Source organism: Clostridium rectalis (assembly GCF_900626095.1).
In the GTDB taxonomy this organism is placed as follows: domain Bacteria; phylum Bacillota; class Clostridia; order Clostridiales; family Clostridiaceae; genus Clostridium_AS; species Clostridium_AS rectalis.
Window position 1 is genome coordinate 88,968 of the sequence record NZ_UYZZ01000005.1, and the last position, 18,924, is coordinate 107,891.

Sequence of the window (18,924 nt, forward strand, 5' to 3'; positions counted from 1 at the left end):
TTATAGCTTATCTTTTTTTATTTCTTCCATTACGTAAGCCTCAACAATATCTCCCTCTTTTATATCATTGAACTTTTCTACCATCAAGCCACATTCATATCCTGAAGCAACTTCCTTTACATCGTCTTTGAATCTTTTTAAAGAATCTAATATAGACTCAAATACTACTATACCTTCTCTAACTATTCTTACACTTGAATTTCTTGTTATTTTACCATCCAAAACATAACAACCAGCAACAGTTCCAATATTAGATATCTTATATGTTTTTCTAACCTCTACTCTCCCTAGAACAACTTCCTTATATTCAGGCTCAAGCATACCTATCATAGCCGCCTTTATGTCCTCTATTGCAGTATAAATAACTCTATATGTTTTTATATCTACATTTTCCTTTTCTGAAGCTGATATAGCATTAGAATCTGGTCTAACATTAAATCCTATAATTATTGCATTAGATGCATTAGCCAGAATAACATCTGTTTCAGTTATAGCACCTACTCCACCATGTATAACTCTTACCTTTACTTCATCAGTTGAAAGTTTTTCGAAAGATTGTCTAACCGCCTCTACAGATCCTTGAACATCCGCTTTAACTATTATATTTAATTCTTTAATTTTTCCTTCTTTAATTTGACTATATAAATCTTCAAGAGAGACTTTATGAGTTGATTTTAAATATTCATTTCTACTCTTCTCTTTTCTTTTTTCTGCCATTTCTCTTGCAGTCTTTTCATCTTTAACAACATTAAATCTATCACCTGCAGCTGGAACTTCTGATAATCCTAGTATTTCCACTGGTATAGATGGTCCTGCAGATTTTATTTTTTTACCTTTGTCATCAAACATAGCTCTTATTCTACCATATGTAGTACCAACTATAATTGAATCTCCAACATGTAAAGTACCATTTTGTACAAGTAGTGATGCCACTGAACCCCTACCCTTATCAAGTTTCGCTTCTATAACAGTACCTTTAGCTTTTCTTTGAGAATTAGCTTTGAGTTCTTGCATTTCTGCTGTTAAAACTATCATTTCAAGTAAAGAATCTATTCCTTCTTTTGTATGTGCAGATACAGGTACAGTAATAACATCTCCACCCCAATCTTCAGCCAAGAGTCCTTTTTCTGATAACTGTTGTTTAACTCTATCAGGATTAGCTCCTGGTCTATCCATTTTATTTATAGCTACTATTATTGGTACATTAGCTGCCTTACAATGGTTTATAGCTTCTGCTGTCTGTGGCATTATTCCATCATCCGCTGCTACTACCAATATAACTATATCTGTAATTTGAGCTCCTCTAGCTCTCATAGATGTAAAAGCTTCATGACCAGGTGTATCTAAAAATGTTATTTTTTCATCATTTACATTTACTGTATAAGCGCCTATATGTTGTGTTATTCCTCCTGCTTCTGTGGATGCAACCTTTGCCTTTCTAATAGCATCTAATAGTGAAGTTTTACCATGATCAACATGACCCATTACAGTAACTACCGCAGGTCTCTTTTCACTTTTTTCATCTTCGTCATATAGATCTTCTTGTTCTGCTTCTAAGGATGCATCTTCTTCTTTTTTAACTACTAATGCTTCAAATTTTTCTCCTAATTTTTCAGCAGTTTCAAAATCTATTTCCTGATTTATTCCTGCCATAACTCCCATAAATATAAGTTGTTTAATTACCTCTGCATAAGGTTTATTTAGTTTATCAGAAAACTCCTTAACAGTTATAGTAGTATCCATTTCTATAACTATTTCCTCTTCATTTAGTTCTTCACTATTTTCATTTTTATCCGTTGAACTATTTTTTATTTTACTTTTTTTATTCTTCTTCTTTAATTCTTCCTCTTGTAATTCTCCGTACTTCTCTTCAACATGATCTTCTAAATCATTACCTTCATTTTTTCCTCCACCCAAATATAACTCTTTTATTAACTGGGCATCTTCATCTTCTATAACACTCATATGGTTCTTTACTTCTATATCAAATTCATTTTTTAAAAGGTTTATTAAACTCTTACTTGACATTTTTAATTCTTTTGCTAATTCATATATTCTTATTTTTGACAATACGTTCACCCCCGAAATTAATCTTTCCATAATTCTAATAATCTTTTTCCCATAATTTCATCTGAAATTCCAAGAATATTTATTTCATTTCTACCTAAAGTATTAGATAATACTAACTTACTAAAATCAATAATTATAGGTATATTTCTATCTATACACAATTTACTAAATTTATCTTTTGTATTTTGTGAAGTATCCACGGAAACAACAATAAGATTACATATATTCTTTTTTATGGCTTCTTCACATTTATTATATCCCTCTATACACTTTCCTGCTTTTTTTGTAATTCCTAAAAATCCAAGAAATTTATTATTCATCTTTCATCTGTTCCTTTAATGTATTATATATTTTTTCATCAATACTAGTTTCTAAGTTTTTTTCTAACTTTTTGCTTTTAAAGGCTTTCTGGAGGCAATCTACACTTTTACAAATATAAGCCCCTCTTCCATTTTTCTTTCCTGTTAAGTCTACAGAAACTTCCCCCTCTTTACTTTTTACTACCCTAATAAGTTCTTTTTTGGGCTTCATTTCTAAACATCCAGTACACATTCTTTGTGGAATTTTTTTAATTTTCATTAAAACCACCATCCTTCATTAAGCCTAATTTCATTCAGAAACTTGAGATGAACTTTTTATATCTATTTTCCATCCAGTAAGTTTGGCAGCAAGTCTTACATTTTGCCCCTCTTTTCCTATAGCTAAAGATAACTGATTATCACCTACAACAACCCTGGCAGATTTATTATCTTCATCAACAGTTACATCTAATACTTTAGCTGGACTTAAAGCATTTGCTATGTATTCATCCGGTAATTTACTCCATTTTATTATATCAATTTTTTCATTTCTAAGTTCATCTACTATATTCTGTACTCTTACTCCTTTTGGACCAACGCATGCTCCCATAGGATCTACGTCTTCATCATTTGAATATACAGCTATTTTTGTTCTTGATCCAGCTTCCCTTGATATACTCTTTATTTCTACAATACCATTATATATTTCTGGCACTTCTAATTCAAATAATCTCTTTACTAACCCTGGATGAGTTCTAGATACTATAACCTGAGCACCTTTAGTTGTATTTTTTACTTCAACTATATATAATTTTAATCTTTCATTAAAATTATACTCTTCTCCCTGCATTTGCTCGTTTGGTCCTAATACTGCTTCTATTTTACCTAAATCAACAAAAACATTTGATTTATCTTTTCTTATGATAGTACCTGTTATTATATCACATTCTTTTTCTATGAATTCATTATAAACTAGTCTTCTCTCTTCTTCCTTAATTCTTTGAATTACAACCTGTTTTGCAGCTTGTGCGGCTACTCTTCCAAATTTCTTAGGTGTTACTTCAATATTAACTACTTCACCTAATTCATATCTTGGATCTATTTCCTTAGCATCCTCTAGTGAAATTTCATTTAATTCATCTATAACTTCATCTACTACTGTCTTTCTTGAATATACTTGAATTTCACCAGTCTCCCTACTCATATTAACTACTACATTTTGAGTAGTAGCTCCTTGTTTAGCATAATTTTTTTTATAAGCTGCTACTAATGCATCTTCTATTGTATTAAATATTAAATCTTCAGAAATTCCCTTTTCTTTTACTATCTCCCTTAACGCTTGTATGAATTCTTCATTCATTTTAATTGCCCTCCTTTTAAAAATCCCCTCTTAAATTCACTTTATTAATTTTCTCTTTTGGAATAGAAATTTCTTTTTCGTTAACTTCTATAGTAATAGTACCTTCATCAAAACTTTTTAATTTCCCTTCAAAATTCTTACTGCCATTTAATAATGATGATAATTTTATCAAAACGTTATTGCCTATATATTTTTTTAGATGTTGGTCATTAAATAACTCTCTTTCAATTCCTGGAGAAGATACTTCTAAATAGTAACTATCCGGTATAGGGTCAACTTCATCTAACATTTCGCTTACAGCTCTGCTTACTTTTTCACAATCTTCTAGCTCTATTTCCCCTTGTTTATCTATATACACTCTTAAATAATTTTCTCTATTTTCCTTCACAAAATCTAAATTATATAAATCATAGTTCATATTTTCTACTATAGGTTTTATTAAATCCATAAGTTCTTCAATTAATGCATCCTTTTTCACAATAATACCTCCTTTAAATATATTTTGTTATAAAACATAAAATTAAATACTAAAAAACTAATTAATTTAAAAACGCAACATATGTTGCGTTTCCTAAAAAATACAAATAGAAAGAGCGGGCTTTATACCCACTCTTCTCCGTCAAAATTTATCAGTAAACTTACTAGTTCTCATTGTATCATATCAAATAAGTTATTTCAAGGGAAAGTTAACATTCTATATTTAAAGTTACATATCATAAATTAAATAAAGAAATTTGATTTGTTTCTTGCATTCCTTTAAGACAACCATGTTTTTCCAAAGCCTCAATTACCGTTTTAGTAGCTTTTGATCTTAATCTTAAATCTTCTTTTGATATAAATTCCCCTTTTACTCTTGCTTCTAGAATATTTTTAGCGGCATTTTTCCCAACTCCTTGTAAAGCACTTAGTGGAATTCTTATACCATTTTCCTCTATTAAAAACTTTATGGAATCTGATTTATATAAATCTGCTCTAAGAAATTTTATACCTCTTTTAAACATCTCATGACATATTTCCAATATGGTAAGCAAACCTTTATCTTTTTGGGTGGCATTATTACCCATGGCAATAATTTCATCAATTTTTCGCAGTACTGCTTCATCACCATTTAATATTACATCTGCATCAAAATCATCTGCTCTAACAGAGAAATAAGTAGCATAATATGCCTGAGGATAATAAACCTTATAATAAGCTATTCTAACTGCCATCATTACATAAGCAACAGCATGACCTTTAGGGAACATATATTTTATTTTTTTACAAGATTCAATATACCAGTCAGGAACTTTATTGTCTTTCATTATCTTTTCATGTTCCTCTGAAAGACCTTTTCCCTTTCTAACCTTTTCCATTATATTAAAGGCTATTTTAGGTGGTAATCCCTTAAATATTAAATAGGTCATTATATCATCTCTTGTTGCAATACAATCTTTAAGTGTAGTAAAACCTTCCTTAATATAATACTGGGCATTATTAATCCAAACATCTGTACCATGGGAAAGCCCAGAGATTCTTACTAAATCTGCAAAAGTTTTAGGCTGAGTATCTATAAGCATCTGTCTTACAAATTTAGTTCCGAATTCAGGCAACCCATAGGTTCCAACTTCACACCCTAGTTCCTCTTTAGTAACTCCTAATGCATCTGGTGATGTAAATAAACTCATGACTTTACTATCGCCTAAGGGTATTTTTTTAGGATCTACTTTTGTTAAATCTTGTAGCATTCTAAGTACAGTAGGGTCATCATGTCCTAATATATCAAGTTTAAGTAATCTACCACTAATTGAATGATAATCAAAATGTGTAGTTATTATATCTGTGTCATTATCATCTGCGGGATGTTGTATAGGACAAAAGTTAAAAATTTCATTATCACTAGGCACAACCATAACTCCCCCTGGATGTTGCCCTGTGGTTCTTTTAACCCCGGTACATCCCATTGTAAGTCTCTCTACTTCTGCTTGAGTTACTTGAATATTTTTTTCAGTTATATATTTTTTTACAAATCCATAGGCAGTCTTTTCTGCTACAGTACCAATAGTTCCAGCTTTAAAAACATGCCCTTTTCCAAAAATAACTTCTGTATATTTATGAACTACAGACTGATATTCTCCTGAAAAGTTTAAGTCTATATCTGGTTCCTTGTCCCCCTCAAAGCCTAAGAAAGTCTCAAAAGGGATATCATGACCATCTTTATTTAAATCTTTACCGCATTTAGGACATGCTCTATCAGGTAAATCAGCTCCTGAACTTATAGACCCATCAGTTATAAACTCACTATATTTACATACAGGACAAACATAATGGGGAGGTAATCCATTTACTTCAGTAATATCAGACATAGTAGCTACGAAGGACGAACCAACTGATCCTCTCGATCCTACTAGATATCCATCCTGAATTGATTTTGCCACTAATTTTTGAGCTATTAAATAAAGTACAGCATATCCATTATTAATTATAGAATTTAGTTCTTTATTTAATCTTTTTTCTACTATATCTGGCAAAGCTTCTCCATATATATTATGAGCTTTTTCAACAGTCATTTTTCTTATTTCTTCTTCTGCTCCATCTATTTTAGGTGGAAAAGTTTCATCTGGTATAGGTTTTACTGTGTCTACTATATCAGCAATCTTTACGGTATTTTTTATTACCACTTCGTCAGCTTTTTCCTCTCCTAAATATTCAAATTCTTTTAGCATTTCTTCAGTTGTTCTTAAATATAATGGTGGCTGGTTATCAGCATCACTAAATCCTTGCCCTGCCATTAATATCTTTCTAAAAACCTCATCCTCTGGATCCAAAAAATGCACATCGCAAGTCGCTACAACAGGCTTATTGTTTTCTTCACCAATATCACATATTCTTTTATTTATTTTTTTAAGCTCTTCTTTATCTTTCACTATGCCGTTTCGTATCATAAAGTCATTATTAGCCAGTGGTTGAATTTCTAAATAATCATAGAAACTTAAAATATTTTGTAATTCTTCCTGTGATTTTCCACTTAAAACTTCTTTGTACACTTGTCCTGCTTCACAAGCAGATCCAATTATAAGTCCTTCTCTATATTGTTTTATAAGGCTTTTGGGCATCCTAGGCCTTTTATAAAAATAATCTAAGTGAGATTTTGAAATAAGCTTATATAAATTTTTTAATCCAGTTTGATTTTTTACTAATACTATTAAATGATATGTAGGAAGTTTTTTCATATCCTGATTTTTTAGGTACTCCTTATTTAACATATCTAATTTAAAAATTTCTTTTTTCTTTAATTCTTCAAAGCATCTAAGTAAAATATCTGCAGTAGCTCTAGCATCATCTATGGCCCTATGATGATTTTGTAGCGATATTCCTAAATGTTTAGCTACTACGTTTAATTTATATCTTTTTAATTCTGGAAAAATAAATTTAGCTAAAGGTATTGTATCTATAATAGGATTATTAAAATTCATATTTAACTCTCTACAATTTTTCTTTATAAAAGATACATCAAAATTAGCATTATGTGCAACAACAATAGAATCATTTATAAAGTCTATAAACTTAGGTAGTACAATAGATATATCTTCTGAATTATCTACCATACTATTATCTATGCCTGTTAATTCTGTTATTTTTAAAGGTATATTTACTTTAGGGTTAACAAAAGAGCTAAAGTTATCTACTACTTCTCCATTTTTTATTTTTACTGCTCCTATTTCAATTATTTTATCATTTTCATTTGAAAATCCAGTGGTTTCTATGTCGAACACCACAAAGCTATCAAATATATCCCTTCCATCTTCTCCGAGAACTATAGGTACCTCATCATCTACAAGATATGCTTCTACTCCGTATATGATTTTTATACCATATTTTTTAGCAGCATCCATAGCTTCAGGGTAGGCCTGAACAACTCCATGATCCGTAATTGCTATAGCTTTATGTCCCCATTTAGCTGCCCTTTTTATAATATCTTCTGCAGAAGTCATTCCATCCATAGCACTCATTTTAGTATGTACATGGAGTTCTACTCTTTTATCTTCACTATTGTCCATTTTTTCAATTTTATTTACCTTTAAAATATCTTTAGCCATTATAACTAATTCTTTAGCATATTGATCATTAATTACCTCTCCTCTTATCTTACAATAAAGTCCCTCTTTTATTTCATCAATTATTCTATCTGCTTCTTTCGGTTTAGGGAAAAATTTCACAGTTATTGAACTAGTATAATCAGTAATATAAAGGCTTACAATTTTTCTTCCTGTTTTAGTCTCAATTATTTCCTTTTTGAAAATTTCACCAAATACTGCTACAGTACCTATGGCATCTTTTATTGTATCTATATTTATTACATCCTCTTTAATATTTTTACCTAATATTATACTACTATCATTTTCATCAATTTTTACTGATTTAACTTCACTTTTATTATTTTGTTTATTTACAAATGATATATTCTCATTTTGATTTGTTTTAATTTGAGATAAAGTGTTTTTAATAATTAAAGTTTCTTCTTTATCTTTTAAATCGAAATAATTTTCTTTTTTCAATGATGAATCATATTCTAAAACTACTTTGCACTTTATACCAAACATATCTTTCAAAACGCTGGAAATAGTTTTCTCTATTTTCTTATTTTTTAAAATGTTATATAAAAAATTATTTCCATATGATAAAAACAAAATATTGTCTTCAATTTTTCTAATTGAAGACAATAAGCACTCCTTACTTAACGGGATATAGTTGATAACCCCGTGAACAAGTTCAAACCAATATTTTTCACAAACATCTTCCAAAGATATATTAGAGATATCTTTATAACAAATAATTTCAACATCTGTAAAAGATATCAATCTTTTAAGTAATAAGGTTTTTATTTTTTCCTCTGTATCCTTTTTTATAGGTTTAAAAGCCTTTATTACTATTTTTAATTTATTACTTTTTTTTAAGTATTGAATTCTAAGTATTTTTATTCCTTGGAACAATTCACTGGCCTCTGCACAGTCATTTTTTAGCACTTTGGCAAGATCTATGCTCATATTATTCACCTACATATTTTCTATTTCTTTCAATAATTCATCCACAAGTTTTTCCTCTTGGACTCTTTTTACAATTTCTCCTTTTTTGAAAATAAGACCTTCTCCTTTTCCACCAGCTATTCCTATATCTGCTTCTCTAGCCTCTCCAGGTCCATTTACTACACACCCCATTACAGCTACTTTTAAATTTTTAGGAACATTAGACAACCTATTTTCCACTTCTTCTGCTATTCTTATTAAATTTATTTCTGTCCTCCCACAGGTGGGGCATGAAATAAAATCAATTCCTCCTTTATAAAGCCCTAGGGATTTTAAAATCTCTTTTCCTGTCTTAATCTCATCTATAGGATTGGAAGTAAGAGATACTCTTATTGTATCTCCTATTCCTTCTGATAATAATGCTCCAATACCAATACTTGATTTTATAGTTCCTCTCCAAGGTGTTCCTGCTTCTGTAACTCCTAAATGAAGAGGATAATTAACCTTCTGGCAAATTAATTTATAGCTTTCAATCATATCTATAACATTAGATGATTTTATAGATATAACTATATCATAAAAATTAACTTTTTGAAGTATTTCTATATGTTTTAACGCACTTTCCACAAGAGCTTCTGGGCAAACTTCTCCATATTTTTTTAATAATTCTTTATCTAACGATCCTGAATTAACCCCTATTCTAATAGGAATATTTTTCTCTTTAGCACTTTTAGCAACCTTTTCTACCCTTTCAATACTTCCTATATTGCCCGGATTGATTCTAAGGGCAGAAACACCATTTTCTATTGATTTTAAGGCTAATCTATAATCAAAATGAATATCAGCTACTAATGGAATATCTATCTTAGGTATTATGCTTTTTAAAGCCCTACAAGCCTCTTCATCAGGTACTGCGCATCTTACAATATCACAACCTGCTTCTTGTAGCATTTTTATTTGTTTTAAAGTAGCTTCTACATTTCTTGTGTCTGTATTAGTCATAGACTGCACCGTTATAGGTGCATCTCCTCCTATATATAGATTACCTACTTTAATTTTTTTAGTCTTTATTCGTTGCATTATCTCATCTCCTAGAATTTAATAGGATATAGTATATCTTTTATTGTAACTAGTATCATAAGAGTCATTAAAATAGCAAAACCTATATAATTTATTATGCCTACTTTATTACTATCAACTTTCTTTCTAGTTATAATTTCAAATAGGAATAAAATAATCCATCCTCCATCTAATGCTGGAAATGGTATTATATTAAATATAGCAAGCTGTATACTTAAATAACCTGCAAATGATAACAATGTTAAAATACCTGCTTTAGCTGCTTCTCCAGATACTTTTATTATTGTTAAAGGCCCTCCAAAATCATTAATAGATGCTTTTCCTCCAAATAAAGTTTTAAAGAAACTAAATGTTTGATTAATCAAGGAGTTAGTTTCTATAAATCCATATGATATTGATTGGCCAATACTAGGGTTATCAATATGCTTAGGATAAATTCCAACTATATATGCTTTACCATCTTTGTCTTTAACAGGAGTTACTGAAATTGTATCAAGTTTACCTTCTCTTTCATAAGTTATATCAATAGATTTACCGCCACTCATATATATTTCAGTATAAAAATCTTCCCAAGTAGTTATTTTTTTTTGGTTAACTTTTATTATTTTATCATCTTTTTGCATCTGTACTACTTCAGCAGGACCTCCTTTTATAAGTTCCCCTACTATAGGTGCAAAATATCCTCTAATACCAGCTACCAATGCAAACAAAAATATAGCTAATACTAAATTCATAAAAGGTCCAGCTGCAACTATACTCAATTTTTGCCAAGAAGATTTATTAGAAAAAGCCCTTTTATCTTTGGTGTCTTCTCCATCTTCTCCAAGCATTTTAACATACCCACCAATAGGTAACGCCTTAACTGTATATTCTGTTTCCCCTTTCTTTATTCCAAATAACTTTGGTCCCATACCTAAAGAAAATTCTTCTACTTTTACATCATTTAATTTAGCTAATGCAAAATGTCCAAATTCATGTATTATTACCAATAAACTAAAGGCAAGTAATGCTCCTATAATATATATTATACTCAATTTCGTTTCCTCCTTAAATTTTATAATTTGTAGTTATCATTTACAAATTTTTTTACTTTATCATCTAAAAAAATTAAATCCTCTATTTCATATTTATACTTTACATCAAATTTTATCATACACTCTTCTAATATATTCCCTATCTTCAAAAAACTTATATGTTGTTTTAAAAATAAAGCTACTGCTGCCTCATTAGCGGCATTTAATACTGTAGGCATTGTTCCACCTATTTTTCCTGCGCTATATGCAAGTTTTAGAGGTTTGAAGGTATCTATATCGGGTTTTTCAAAAGTCAATTTATTAATAGAATAAAAATCCAATTTATCTATTACACTTTCTTTTCTCATAGGATAGTTTAATGCATACTGAATAGGTAGTTTCATATCTGTAGTTGCTAATTGTGCTATAACACTACCATCTATATATTCCACCATGGAATGTATTATGCTTTCTTTATGTATAACTGTTTGAATGTTATCATAGTCTACATCAAATAAAAAATGCGCTTCTATAACCTCTAATCCTTTATTCATAAGAGTAGCTGAATCTATTGAAATTTTTTTACCCATACTCCATTTAGGATGATTTAATGCATCCTTTACTGTAACATTTTTAAGTTCATTAGCATTCTTGCCTCTGAATGGGCCTCCAGACGCTGTAAGTAGTATTTTACTAACAGTCTTATCATTATTTCCCCTAAGACATTGAAATATTGCTCCATGTTCTGAATCAACAGGAATAATATTCACCTTGTTTTTTAATGCTTCTCTTTTTATTATCTCTCCTCCCACTACTAATGTCTCTTTATTAGCTAATGCTATATCTTTTCCAGATTTTATAGCACTTAATGTAGGTTTTAATCCAATCATACCTACCACAGAAGTTAAAACTATATCTACCTCTGGTAATTTTGATATAGCAATCAACCCATCCATCCCTTGAAGTATCTCTGTATTTAAATCATTGTCATTACAATAATCTTTTACTTTATCACAAGCATTCTTATTCATTAGAACTGCAAATTTTGGTTCAAATTCTTTTATTATATTAATAATAGCTTCCCAATTATTATTAGCAGAAATTCCTATAAGAGAAAAATCTTCTTTTTCTTTTCTTAGTACATCTAAAGCTTGAGTGCCTATAGAACCTGTTGCTCCAAGTATACATATATTTTTCTTCAAGTTAACATCCCCTTTATGATAATTAGTCTAGTCAATTATTATCCAATATACTCTTACAGATTATAACATACAGTGGTGCAAGTAGCATACCAACTAAACCAAAAGTTTTTAATCCAATGTATATGGACAATATAGTTGGCAATGGATGTAGTTTAAATTTTCGACTAATAAATTTAGTTTCCATTATTTGCCTATTAACTAATAATAATATATATAAACAAAAAATACCAAATGCAATTATGTAGTTTTTAATAGAAATATAATATATTATTAATGGTGCAAATATTAATATAGTTCCTACATAAGGCAAAATATCTAATATTCCACTTAAAATACCTAAAACTAGGTAATTATCTATATTTAAAGCCATAAGACCTAATATAGTTTGAATTGTTGTTAGTATAACTAATACTATTTCAATTTTTAATATATTTTTTGCATCTTGTACTTTTTCTTTTATCATATATATTTTAGTGTTTGGAATGAAAGTTTTAATCCAATTTAATATAACATATTTATCTACCAAAATAAAGTAAGTCATTATATTACCAATAAAATAATTCACTATACTATCGGTAGTATATAAAGCTCCTTTTCTTATAAAATTGCTATTTAATATCATACTATAATATTTTTCTAATTCTTTATTTATTGAAGGTACATTAAAAAAATTACTTAATCCTTCTATAGTTCCTATAAACTTTAAAACTTTTTCTATTAAAATATCTTTTATACTAAATATCCAATTACCAATATAAAATAATAAAGCTATTATAAAAAAATTCACCAGTAATATACTTACTGCTCCCCAAACCCTTTTATTTAAAATGTTAAAATCCGATAAAAAATTATATATAGGAGTAGATAAAAATAACATTAATATTATAACAAAAAATGGTTTGAAATATTTTTTAATTGTAAACGTAAAAAGTATAAATGCTACTAAGGCTATTAAACAATAAATTAATTTATTATATTTAGATGTTTTATAAATCAATTTAATTACCTTTCAATCTAAATTATTATACAATATGTATATTCAAAAAACTGCATTATATTAATATATAAAAGAGGGTTAAATTAATTAACCCTCTTTTATATTCCGATTATAAAGTTTAAATAATAGTAAACTGCTACAGTTGAAAACAGTATGCTATCAAATCTATCTAATATTCCACCGTGTCCAGGTATTAAATTGCTATAATCTTTCACTCCTGCATATCTCTTTATAGAAGACGCTACCAAATCTCCTAACTGGGATAATATTCCTGAAAGAACTCCTAATATAATAAAATGTATTAATAAAATATTTACACCTTTATTTATAATAAAAAAACCAAATATTCCACATCCTATAGCGCTACCTAACAAACCACCTATAGAACCTTCTATAGTTTTCTTAGGACTTACTTTAGGACAAAGCTTATTATTCCCAAAATATTTTCCAGTATAATAAGCAGAAGTGTCTCCTACCCAAGAAGCTATAAATATTAACCATACAAAATAATTACCATTCATTTTATTATTTACAGCTACTATAAAACTAAAAAACACTGGTACATATATACATCCTAATATGGTGGCTGCTGAATCAATAAAATTATATTTAACATCTATAACTGGTATAATTAAAGATATAATTGTAGCTAGTACAATTATATAAAAAATAAACTCTGTATTTATATTTTCACCCATATATATATAATAAATTATACAAAATATGTATCCAATTATACTAAATGAGTTAATTTCCTTTTCCTTTATTACTTTATAAAACTCATATAAGCCCATTAAAGATAAAATAAATACTAAATACTTTAAATAAATTCCTCCTATAAATAAAAATACTAGAAGAGGCGACAAAATAAGTGCACCTATATACCTATTATTCACTAGATCATCTCCTATTTTATTTATGTTTAACTCCACCAAAACGTCTATCTCTATTTTGATAATCATAGATAGCTTTATGTAAATGCTCTTTTTTAAAATCCGGCCATTTTATATCTGAATACCAAAATTCAGCATATGCCGATTGCCATAATAAAAAATTACTAATTCTTTGTTCCCCACTAGGTCTTATTATTAAATCCACATCTGGCATATTTGCAGTATAAAGATAAGTTGAAAAAACTTCATCATCTATATTATCAATAATTATTTTTCCTTCTTGAAGATCTTTATACATTGATTTTATGGCTCTTAAAATTTCATCCCTTCCACCATAATTCAATGCTAGATTTAAAACAAGACCTGAATTATTTTTAGTTTTTTCAAATGCATCTTTTAACTCTTTTTGACAAACAGAGGGTAATTTTTTTATATTCCCTATAGTGTTGATTATAACGTTATTATTATGTAATTCATCTAATTCTTTTTTTAAATATTCTACCAATAAATTCATAAGAGCATTAACCTCTTGAGAAGGCCTTTTCCAATTCTCAGTTGAAAATGCATATAAAGTTAAATACTTAACGCCTAAAGTACTGCATTCCTTTACAATATCTCTTATGGTTTCAACCCCTGCTTTATGTCCCATAGTTCTTGGTAAATTTTTTTCCTTGGCCCATCTACCATTACCATCCATTATTATTCCAATATGTTTAGGTATATTATTCATATTTACAGATATAATACTTGTATCATTTATATTTTCTTTATTGCGAAAAAATTTCCACATATATTTTCTCTCCATTTCGAAATATTAAATTCATTATTAATAAAACCTGCGTTTTCGCAGGTTTTAACAATCATTATACAGCCATAATTTCCTTTTCTTTTTGTTCTATAACATTGTCTACTTCTTTTATAAATTTATCAGTTTTCTTTTGAATATCTTCCTCTGCTTTTTTTATTTCATCTTCTGAAACATCCGCTTCTTTTTTTAATCCTTTTATTTTTTCATTACAATCTCTTCGCACAGCTCTTATAGCTATTTTGGCTTCTTCTCCGGTTTTTTTTACATTTTTAACTATGTTTTTTCTTGTCTCTTCTGTAAGCTCAGGAATCATTAATCTTATAACATTTCCATCATTTGATGGATTTAATCCTAAATCTGATTTTAATATGGCCTTTTCAATATCCTTAATAGCGTTTTTATCCCATGGTTGTATTTGTAATATTCTTGGTTCTGGAACAGAAATATTTCCTACCTGATTCATTGGTGTCATAGTTCCATAATATTCAACTTCTACTCTGTCTAACATTGCTGGATTAGCCCTTCCAGCCTTCATTGATCCTAAATCCTTTTTTAAAACAGAAATAGTCTTTGTCATTTTTTCATCTGCTACATTTAATATGTCCTTTATCATTTATATATCTCCCCCTTATCCTTTACATACTATAGTTCCTATGGCTTCTCCAGTAACTGCTCTCTTTATATTTTCAGGAGAGTCCAATCCAAACACTAGTATAGGAATATTATTGTCCATACATAATGATGTGGCTGTGGAATCCATAACTTGTAATCCTTTATCTAAAACATCTAAATATGTTAATTTATCAAATTTTTTAGCATCACTATATTTATGCGGATCTTTATCGTAAACTCCATCTACTTTTTTTGCAAGTAATATAGCATCTGCTTCAATTTCAGCTGCTCTAAGTGCTGCAGTAGTATCAGTTGAGAAATATGGATTACCTGTTCCTGCTGCAAATATAACAACTCTTCCTTTTTCTAAATGTCTCATAGCACGTCTTCTTATAAATGGTTCTGCAACTTCTCTCATTTCTATAGCTGTTTGTACCCTAGTATTTACTCCTAATTGTTCTAAAGAATCTTGAAGTGCTAAAGCATTTATACAAGTAGCCAGCATACCCATATAGTCTGCAGTTGTTCTATCCATTTCTTCGCCATTTCTTCCTCTCCAAATGTTTCCTCCACCAACTACAGCTCCAATTTCTATACCCATATCTACAAGTTCTTTAATTTCCTTTGCTATACTCTGAGCTACTTCAAAGTCTATACCATAACCCTTTTCTCCTGCCAATGCTTCTCCAGAAAGTTTTAACATTATCCTTTTATATTTAACATTCTTCATATACATTATACCTCCAAATTGTTAAGAATTACATAGTAATTTCAAATTATTGGATTTTTATTTTAAAAAAAGAGAACACGCAGTGTTCTCTTTTTTAATTATTTTCCTTGCTGCATTTGTTTCTTTACTTCTTCTGCAAAGTCTTCTTCCTTCTTTTCGATTCCTTCTCCTCTTTCGTATCTGACAAATCCGGCAATTTTAATTTCTGCTCCAACTTCTTTTGATTTTTCTTGAAGATATTTTGTAATAGTATAATCAGGATTTTTTACCCAAACTTGTTCAACTAAGCAGTTTTCTTTATAATATTTATGAATTCTACCTTCAACCATTTTATCAACAATTTTTTCTGGTTTTCCTTCATTTAATGCCTGTACTCTGTAAATTTCTTTTTCCTTTTCTAATGTTTCATTATCAACCATTGTTCTATCTAAGAATAGTGGATTTATAGCTGCAACTTGCATAGCAACATCTTTAGCAACTTCACTTAATATATCACTTTCTTTTTCACATTCAAGTTTAACTAAAACACCTATTCTTCCTCCAGCATGTATGTAACTTTCTATTACACCACTCTCTACTGAGAAATCATTAAATCTTCTAACAGACATATTTTCTCCAAGTTTAGCAATTAAAGCCACAACAGCATCTTTTATAGTTAAATTTTCATCTGCTATGTATTTTTCTGCAACAAATTCTTCCACAGTAGTGGCCTTTGTAACCATAGCCTGTTTAGCTATATTATTGGATAATACCTTAAAATCATCATTTGCAGCTACGAAATCAGTTTCACAATTTACTTCAACAATAGCTCCTGATTTCTTATCATCTGAAATGCTAGTTACAACTAATCCTTCTGCAGCTACTCTTCCGGACTTTTTAGCTGCTGCTGATAAGCCTTTTTCTCTTAATATTTCCACAGCTTTATCTATATCTCCATTAACTTCTGATAAAGCCTTTTTACAATCCATCATTCCTGCTCCAGTTAATTCTCTTAAATCCTTTACCATCTTAGCAGTTATCATAATTTACACCCTCCTAATTTTAAAGATTTTTTAAAAGGTAAATGAAATTTATATTCATCTACCTTTATAATAATTACTCAGCTAATTGTTCTCCCTGTCTTGCTTCTATAATAGCATCCGCCATTTTTGCTGTTATTAATTTTACAGCTCTTATAGCATCATCATTTCCTGGGATTACATAATCTACTTCATCTGGATCACAGTTAGTATCCACAATAGCTACAACTGGAATACCTAAAATCTTAGCTTCTGATATAGCATTTTTTTCTTTTCTTGGATCTACTACAAATAACGCACCTACATTATTTGCATTCATTTTCTTTATTCCACCTAAGTTCTTTTCTAATTTTTCTTCTTCTAACTTAAGTTTTATAACTTCTTTCTTTGGAAGAACTTCAAATGTACCATCTTGTTCCATTACTTCTAAATCTTCTAAAGTTTTTATTCTTCCTTTTATTGTTGAGAAGTTTGTTAACATACCACCTAACCATCTATTGTTAACAAAATGCATATCACATCTTATAGCTTCTTCTTTTATAGCTTCTTGAGCCTGCTTCTTAGTTCCAACAAATAGAACTTCTTTTCCTTCTGCTGCAACTTCTTTTATAAAGTTGTAAGCCTCTTCTACCTTCTTTACAGTTTTTTGTAAATCTATGATATAGATTCCGTTTCTTTCTGTAAAGATATATGGAGCCATCTTAGGGTTCCATCTTCTTGTTTGATGTCCAAAATGAACACCTGCTTCTAATAATTGTTTCATTGAAATAACTGACATTTAATTATACCTCCTTGGTTTTTACCTCCATTACCATCATATTTACAAATTACCTTGTATAAAAGGCACCATTCATAAATTAGGTAATGTGTGTATTTTTTTCTCACCTAATGTAGTATATCATATGAATTTATTGTGTTCAACAATTATTTCAAATTTTTCTATAATCATAGATAAAAAAACTTTTTTTATCTATATTTATAATATATTTATATTTTAAGCTTTATAAAATTTTTTATACAATAAAAAAAGCAGGATTTTATCCTGCTTTTAATTATTTTATTTTCTTTAACTCATCTAATAATTTATCATTTAAAATTCTTATATGAGTTCCCTTCATTCCTAAAGATCTTGACTCAATAACACCAGCACTTTCGAACTTTCTTAAAGCATTTACTATTACTGATCTTGTTATACCTACCTTATCCGCTATTTTAGAAGCCACTAGTAAGCCCTCACTACCATCTAACTCATTAAATATATGTTCTACAGCTTCTAACTCTGAATAAGAAAGAGTTCCTATAGCTAACTGAACCACTGCTTTCTTTCTTGCTTCTTCTTCTATTTCATCATGTTTTGATCTTAATACTTCAAGTCCAATTATAGTAGCACTATATTCAGCAAGTACTAAATCATCATCTGTAAAAGGATCATCGAATCTAGCAAGTAAAAGAGTTCCTAATCTTTCTCTATTGCCATTTATAGGTACTATTGTAGTAAGTTTATTTTGTACTCCACAAGATGTTCCTTCTTCAAAAACACATTTACCATTATTGGTTAAATTAGCTAAAGTTTCATGTATATTTAATAACTTATTGTTATAAAATTCAGGGAATCTATTTTCAGGCACAATTTTTTCTTTTACTATTTCACACTCGAAACCTGTAGAAAAATCATATCCTAATATTTTACCTTTTTTACTTAATATATAAACGTTACATGTTAAAACTTCACTTAGTAACTTACATATATCTTCAAATACAACTGGCTCCGTTCCTGACTTTTGAAGTATCTTGTTTAATTTTCTTGTTTTATTTAATAATGATGACATGTATAT

General features: G+C 29.0%; 17 protein-coding genes. All 17 read right to left on the reverse strand.

The features are described from left to right. The gene (gene infB, locus EJL03_RS09435; protein WP_125153730.1) at positions 1 to 2,070 is read right to left on the reverse strand and encodes a translation initiation factor IF-2; all 2,070 of its coding nucleotides are present in this window, start codon (positions 2,068 to 2,070) and stop codon (positions 1 to 3) included. A gap of 17 nt (positions 2,071 to 2,087) precedes the next feature. After that, on the reverse strand, positions 2,088 to 2,390 hold the full coding sequence (locus tag EJL03_RS09440) for a ribosomal L7Ae/L30e/S12e/Gadd45 family protein (protein WP_125153731.1): 303 nt from the start codon (positions 2,388 to 2,390) through the stop codon (positions 2,088 to 2,090). After that, positions 2,383 to 2,649 (reverse strand): RNase P modulator RnpM, encoded by a 267-nt coding sequence (gene rnpM / locus EJL03_RS09445; RefSeq protein ID WP_125153732.1) that lies wholly within the window; start codon positions 2,647 to 2,649, stop codon positions 2,383 to 2,385. Before rnpM ends, EJL03_RS09440 begins: the two co-directional genes overlap by 8 nt. 30 nt (positions 2,650 to 2,679) lie before the next feature. Beyond that, positions 2,680 to 3,729 carry a transcription termination factor NusA gene (gene nusA, locus EJL03_RS09450; protein ID WP_125153733.1) on the reverse strand — a complete coding sequence of 350 codons (1,050 nt, stop codon included), beginning with the start codon at positions 3,727 to 3,729 and terminating at the stop codon, positions 2,680 to 2,682. A 16-nt stretch (positions 3,730 to 3,745) separates the two neighbouring features. Next, positions 3,746 to 4,207 carry a ribosome maturation factor RimP gene (gene rimP, locus EJL03_RS09455; RefSeq protein ID WP_125153734.1) on the reverse strand — a complete coding sequence of 154 codons (462 nt, stop codon included), beginning with the start codon at positions 4,205 to 4,207 and terminating at the stop codon, positions 3,746 to 3,748. 235 nt (positions 4,208 to 4,442) lie between these two features. Beyond that, positions 4,443 to 8,765, reverse strand: a complete 4,323-nt coding sequence (locus tag EJL03_RS09460) for a PolC-type DNA polymerase III (RefSeq protein WP_423243341.1) — start codon at positions 8,763 to 8,765, stop codon at positions 4,443 to 4,445. Beyond that, complete coding sequence (gene ispG / locus EJL03_RS09465) at positions 8,766 to 9,815, reverse strand: flavodoxin-dependent (E)-4-hydroxy-3-methylbut-2-enyl-diphosphate synthase (RefSeq protein WP_125153736.1); 1,050 nt, start codon at positions 9,813 to 9,815, stop codon at positions 8,766 to 8,768. Positions 9,816 to 9,826: 11 nt separating this feature from the next. Then, entirely contained in the window at positions 9,827 to 10,840 is a 1,014-nt protein-coding gene (locus EJL03_RS09470; RefSeq protein WP_125153877.1) for a M50 family metallopeptidase, read from the reverse strand. Between the two features lie 29 nt (positions 10,841 to 10,869). After that, on the reverse strand, positions 10,870 to 12,030 hold the full coding sequence (locus EJL03_RS09475; RefSeq protein ID WP_125153737.1) for a 1-deoxy-D-xylulose-5-phosphate reductoisomerase: 1,161 nt from the start codon (positions 12,028 to 12,030) through the stop codon (positions 10,870 to 10,872). A gap of 31 nt (positions 12,031 to 12,061) precedes the next feature. Continuing rightward, positions 12,062 to 13,027 carry an AI-2E family transporter gene (locus EJL03_RS09480; RefSeq protein ID WP_243108695.1) on the reverse strand — a complete coding sequence of 322 codons (966 nt, stop codon included), beginning with the start codon at positions 13,025 to 13,027 and terminating at the stop codon, positions 12,062 to 12,064. 98 nt (positions 13,028 to 13,125) lie between these two features. Next, positions 13,126 to 13,923, reverse strand: a complete 798-nt coding sequence (locus EJL03_RS09485) for a phosphatidate cytidylyltransferase (RefSeq protein ID WP_125153738.1) — start codon at positions 13,921 to 13,923, stop codon at positions 13,126 to 13,128. 16 nt (positions 13,924 to 13,939) lie between these two features. Continuing rightward, entirely contained in the window at positions 13,940 to 14,710 is a 771-nt protein-coding gene (locus EJL03_RS09490; RefSeq protein ID WP_125153739.1) for an isoprenyl transferase, read from the reverse strand. A 73-nt stretch (positions 14,711 to 14,783) separates the two neighbouring features. After that, positions 14,784 to 15,341, reverse strand: a complete 558-nt coding sequence (gene frr / locus EJL03_RS09495) for a ribosome recycling factor (RefSeq protein ID WP_125153740.1) — start codon at positions 15,339 to 15,341, stop codon at positions 14,784 to 14,786. Positions 15,342 to 15,356: 15 nt separating this feature from the next. Then, positions 15,357 to 16,070, reverse strand: coding sequence for a UMP kinase (gene pyrH / locus EJL03_RS09500; protein WP_125153741.1), 714 nt, complete (start codon positions 16,068 to 16,070; stop codon positions 15,357 to 15,359). 98 nt (positions 16,071 to 16,168) lie between these two features. After that, positions 16,169 to 17,092, reverse strand: coding sequence for a translation elongation factor Ts (gene tsf, locus EJL03_RS09505; RefSeq protein WP_125153742.1), 924 nt, complete (start codon positions 17,090 to 17,092; stop codon positions 16,169 to 16,171). 73 nt (positions 17,093 to 17,165) lie between these two features. Continuing rightward, on the reverse strand, positions 17,166 to 17,867 hold the full coding sequence (rpsB, locus tag EJL03_RS09510; RefSeq protein WP_125153743.1) for a 30S ribosomal protein S2: 702 nt from the start codon (positions 17,865 to 17,867) through the stop codon (positions 17,166 to 17,168). 274 nt (positions 17,868 to 18,141) lie between these two features. Further along, positions 18,142 to 18,918, reverse strand: coding sequence for a GTP-sensing pleiotropic transcriptional regulator CodY (gene codY, locus EJL03_RS09515; protein ID WP_125153744.1), 777 nt, complete (start codon positions 18,916 to 18,918; stop codon positions 18,142 to 18,144). Positions 18,919 to 18,924 lie beyond the last annotated feature (6 nt).

What these genes read in the sequence shown, in the direction of transcription:
- EJL03_RS09440 (WP_125153731.1), bottom strand. Translation starts at nt 2,390, where the DNA reads ATGAATAATAAATTTCTTGGATTTTTAGGAATTACAAAAAAAGCAGGA.
- rnpM (WP_125153732.1), bottom strand. Translation starts at nt 2,649, where the DNA reads ATGAAAATTAAAAAAATTCCACAAAGAATGTGTACTGGATGTTTAGAA.
- nusA (WP_125153733.1), bottom strand. Translation starts at nt 3,729, where the DNA reads ATGAATGAAGAATTCATACAAGCGTTAAGGGAGATAGTAAAAGAAAAG.
- ispG (WP_125153736.1), bottom strand. Translation starts at nt 9,815, where the DNA reads ATGCAACGAATAAAGACTAAAAAAATTAAAGTAGGTAATCTATATATA.
- EJL03_RS09490 (WP_125153739.1), bottom strand. Translation starts at nt 14,710, where the DNA reads ATGTGGAAATTTTTTCGCAATAAAGAAAATATAAATGATACAAGTATT.
- frr (WP_125153740.1), bottom strand. Translation starts at nt 15,341, where the DNA reads ATGATAAAGGACATATTAAATGTAGCAGATGAAAAAATGACAAAGACT.
- pyrH (WP_125153741.1), bottom strand. Translation starts at nt 16,070, where the DNA reads ATGAAGAATGTTAAATATAAAAGGATAATGTTAAAACTTTCTGGAGAA.
- tsf (WP_125153742.1), bottom strand. Translation starts at nt 17,092, where the DNA reads ATGATAACTGCTAAGATGGTAAAGGATTTAAGAGAATTAACTGGAGCA.
- rpsB (WP_125153743.1), bottom strand. Translation starts at nt 17,867, where the DNA reads ATGTCAGTTATTTCAATGAAACAATTATTAGAAGCAGGTGTTCATTTT.
- codY (WP_125153744.1), bottom strand. Translation starts at nt 18,918, where the DNA reads ATGTCATCATTATTAAATAAAACAAGAAAATTAAACAAGATACTTCAA.